Origin of the sequence: Microcystis sp. LE19-10.1B (genome assembly GCF_027530565.1) — a bacterium.
In the GTDB taxonomy this organism is placed as follows: Bacteria; Cyanobacteriota; Cyanobacteriia; order Cyanobacteriales; family Microcystaceae; genus Microcystis; species Microcystis aeruginosa.
Map to the genome: position 1 here is coordinate 1 of NZ_JAPZQM010000042.1, position 3,782 is coordinate 3,782.

The following is a 3,782-nucleotide window of genomic DNA, read 5'->3' on the forward strand; positions in this document are numbered from 1 at the left end:
GGGGGTCAATTACCTAATTTTCAGGGAAAAAGTCCCTGAATTTCCCCCTGATCACTCCCATATCTGGTACTTTTTGAGGGGAAAAAAGTCCAAAAGTCTTATCCAACAAGGTTTTTAGATTTATTCAGCAAGCCCTAATTAATCTGGGTAATTCTGGGGCTTTACATGGTTATATTGCCATTATTTTAAGTGCTGCTTTATTCGCTTTAGTAACATCTCGAAAACTAGGGGTATTATTGGACTCCAGCACTGCTTTTACTATGAAAAATGGTAATAAACGCTCTCCTGATATAGCTTTTTTTGCTAAGGAACATCTGCAAGGATTGGAAGAATTGCCGACGGGTTTTTTAGAAGGTGGGCCAGATTTAGTGGTAGAAATTCTCTCTCCGGGGAATACAGTGGCAGAAATCGAGGACAAAATTGCCGAGTATTTTGCCAATGGGACTCGTTTGCTCTGGGTTATCAGTCCCCGTCAACACTATGTTTTAGTTTATCGTTGCGGGTACGAACCGCAGGGATTATTAACATCAGGAGATTTTCTGGAGGGGGAAGATGTGGTTCCGGGGTTCACTTTTCTGGTGGCTGATTTGTTTCAAAAACTATCTTTTTGAATCTTTCTTCTCAACAAATCGGCTAATAAATCGGCACTGTCACTAATAGCTAGATGAGAAGCTTGTTGGGCCATGGCGGCCAATTTTTCGGGATTAGACCATAAATCGAGGACTAATTCGCCTAAAAACTGAGCAGTTAACTCATTTTGACGGTAAAGATAAGCGGCTTGAGCTTCAGCGAAAACTTGGGCATTATAGAACTGATGGTCTTCGGCAGCAAAAGGATAGGGAATTAAAATCGAAGGCGTACAAGTGATCGCTAATTCTGTTAAAGTGCTGGCTCCGGAGCGACTGATAGCCAGATTAGCTCTTTGCCATAATCCCGCCATATTGTCGTAAAAAGGCCGGGAAAAATAGTTAGAATGGCGCAAACTATCCGCTTCGGGGTCGTTTTCTCCCGTGAGATGCACGATATAAATGCCTTTTTCTAACCATTGGGGAGCGCTTTGTCGCACAAGTTGATTAAGAGCCACGGCCCCTTGAGAACCACCGGCAACGACAATTAAAAAAGCAGTCTCTGGAATCGGTAAATCTAGGGACTGGGGAATGAGAAACTGCTCCCGTACGGGCGTACTAGACCAAGTGGTACGAGTGCCGGGTAAATAGCTGGCGGTTCCCTGAAAACCGAGGGCAACCGTATCGCACCAGCGACCGAGAACTTTCGTGACTTTGCCCGGTATGTAGTTAGATTCGTGTAGGATGACGGGAATATTGGCTAAACGAGCCGCTAAAATGGTCGGGCCTGCGATATAACCCCCGGTGGTAAAAACTGCCGCTATCTGACGTTTTTTGATTAAACTACGCACTTGCCAAATGGCCCGCAGTTGACCGAACAGAATCTTGAGAGTTTTTAACCCGAAACGGGTTTGAAATCCCTCAATGGGGATGGTGTGCAGGGGATAGGTTTTTGGAACTAAGGACTGTTCGAGACGGTCTGGAACTCCTAACCATTCAATCTCGTAATCCGGCAAGCGCTCGGCCAGGGCCAAAGCGGGAAATAAATGACCACCAGTACCACTAGCGGCAATCAATAGACGGGTTGGAGTGCGTGCCATAATTCGAGAGAGGGGAAATTCAGCCCTAGAATGAAATAATCTACCATAGTTATTGATCGATCCTTACACAAACTATCACTAATGCGTAACTTGAACACGATTCCCAATACATTTTTTCGTCAATCCCTCAATTTTTCCCTATCGTTGCTGTTAGGTTTGGGGTTAACTTTTGCCCTTGCTACCGGTCTGCGAGCCGAAAAGCCAGAAACTGCTCCGGCTAATTTAAAAACGCTTATCTCCAAAATCGAAACGGCGGCTAATGAGCGAAATCTCAAGCAATTAATGGAGTTTTATAGTCCGAAATTTACTAACTCCGATGGCTTGACCTACGAAAAAACTAAAAAGGCTTTAACTCATTTTTGGGAACGTTATAACAATCTACAATACACCACGACTCTCGAATCTTGGAGTCGTTCTGGTGATAAGTTAACGGCCAATACAATTACTAAAATTACCGGGACGGGAAAGGTGCAGGGACGAGTGGTGGGAATGAATGCTACGATTCGTTCTCGTCAACAATTTCAAGGGAATAAACTGGTTTATCAGGAGATTTTAAGCGAGAGAGTTGAGTTAAGCACCGGCAAAAATCCCCCCAGTATTCAGGTGAGAATTCCCGAGAGGGTGAAAGTGGGTCAAGAATTTGATTTTGATGTGATTGTCCGCGAACCTTTAGGGGATGATTTATTGGCCGGAACGGCGATCGATGAGAAAGTAGATATTGAGCGTTATATTAATACAAAGCCTCTAGAATTGGAATTATTACAGTCCGGCGGTTTATTTAAGCGGGTAAAAGCGCCGGCAACACCGGAAAATCGCTGGTTATCGGCGATTTTAATCCAAGGCGATGGGATTGTTGTCGTTACTCAACGGGTTAAGGTAGAAAAGTAATTTTTATCTGGGTGTTGCGGCAAAAAGCTTGTTGGTGGGGTGTGGGGTGTAGGGTGTGGGGTGTAGGGTTTTATTTCCCCCTTTCACTCCAATGGCTGGCACTTTCAGGCAATTTAATCCTTATTTTTGCCGTTTTTGAACCCTCAAAAATTAATTATGCAAGAGGTTTAATAAATACTCTGATTAAGCATAGAGGTGGGAAACATCGCTCGTCCATACTTTAAATTTTGTTAAATTTACTTGACCAAAAGAAGTTGTTAGGGAAGCATCGACGGCATCTAAGCCGCGAGTCATTAAAATCCGCCCGATTCTGGGGGTGTTATGACGAGCATCAAAGGTGTACCATTGATGGTCTAAATAAACTTCAAACCAAGCACTAAAATCCATCGGTAGAGGTTGGGGAGAAATACCGATATCTCCGAGATAGCCGGAGGCATAACGGGCGGGAATATTTAGGCAACGGCAAAAAGTCAAAGCTAGATGGTTAAAATCGCGACAAACCCCCGTTCTTTCCCGATAGACATCATAGGCGGTTTTCGTCACCCGCGCGTATTCGTAACCAAAACGAATGTGACTATGAACCCAATCACAAACCGCTTGTACCCTTGCCCAACCGGGGGGAGTTTGTCCGAAAAGTTCCCAGGCAATTTCCGAAAGCAAATCCACTTCACAATAACGGCTACTCATTAGGTAGGGAAAAACTTGGGTTGGTAACTCTGCTAGAGGAATTTCTTGGGCATTCCCATTAACGATATCGGGTTTCCATTCATTCTCGATAACCGCTTCATTGTGAATGCGAATCTGTCCGTCGGGTAAAATTAGACGACTGGTTCGATTACCGAAGCTATCTAAAAATTCTTCTATTTTTGTTGCCGGTTCCACCTGCAAATTTTCCGATTGTCTAACTTGATTTAAAATTGAGGGGTGTAGATAAAGTTTTAACAACATGACCACGGGTAAGGGGGCATCAAAGCCAAATTCATAACCAACATGGATTAACATTAGGACTCCTATCTAAATGAAATTTTGTCAGGATTGGTAGAGATGAAACGCCAATAATCGCCAGACTGAAAAAAGTTAGGCCTGACTACTTAGGGGCTGCTGAAAAAGTTTTTCGTGGGGGCAGGGTGTGGGGTGTGGGGTGTGGGGTGTGGGGTTTTACCCATTTTCAGGTGGTCAATTACCTAATTTTCAGGGAAAAAATCCCTAAATTTTCCCCCCAATCACT

3 protein-coding genes and 1 pseudogene are annotated in these 3,782 nt (G+C 44.0%); 2 read left to right on the top strand and 2 right to left on the bottom strand.

The window, feature by feature from the left end:
- Positions 1-134: 134 nt before the first annotated feature.
- Positions 135-611: pseudogene (locus O9332_RS01565) on the top strand (Uma2 family endonuclease); the annotation flags it as partial.
- Here the strand turns inward: O9332_RS01565 and murG are convergent.
- Positions 593-1,666 carry an undecaprenyldiphospho-muramoylpentapeptide beta-N-acetylglucosaminyltransferase gene (murG, locus tag O9332_RS01570; RefSeq protein ID WP_288023375.1) on the bottom strand — a complete coding sequence of 358 codons (1,074 nt, stop codon included), beginning with the start codon at positions 1,664-1,666 and terminating at the stop codon, positions 593-595. The pseudogene O9332_RS01565 and the gene murG overlap by 19 nt on opposite strands.
- Before the next feature lie 81 nt (positions 1,667-1,747).
- Between murG and O9332_RS01575 the strand changes: the two genes are divergently transcribed.
- Entirely contained in the window at positions 1,748-2,554 is an 807-nt protein-coding gene (locus tag O9332_RS01575; RefSeq protein WP_288023376.1) for a DUF8623 domain-containing protein, read from the top strand.
- A 183-nt stretch (positions 2,555-2,737) separates the two neighbouring features.
- Here O9332_RS01575 and O9332_RS01580 read toward each other — a convergent pair whose 3' ends face one another.
- The gene (locus O9332_RS01580) at positions 2,738-3,556 is read right to left on the bottom strand and encodes a transglutaminase-like domain-containing protein (RefSeq protein WP_004266804.1); all 819 of its coding nucleotides are present in this window, start codon (positions 3,554-3,556) and stop codon (positions 2,738-2,740) included.
- Positions 3,557-3,782 lie beyond the last annotated feature (226 nt).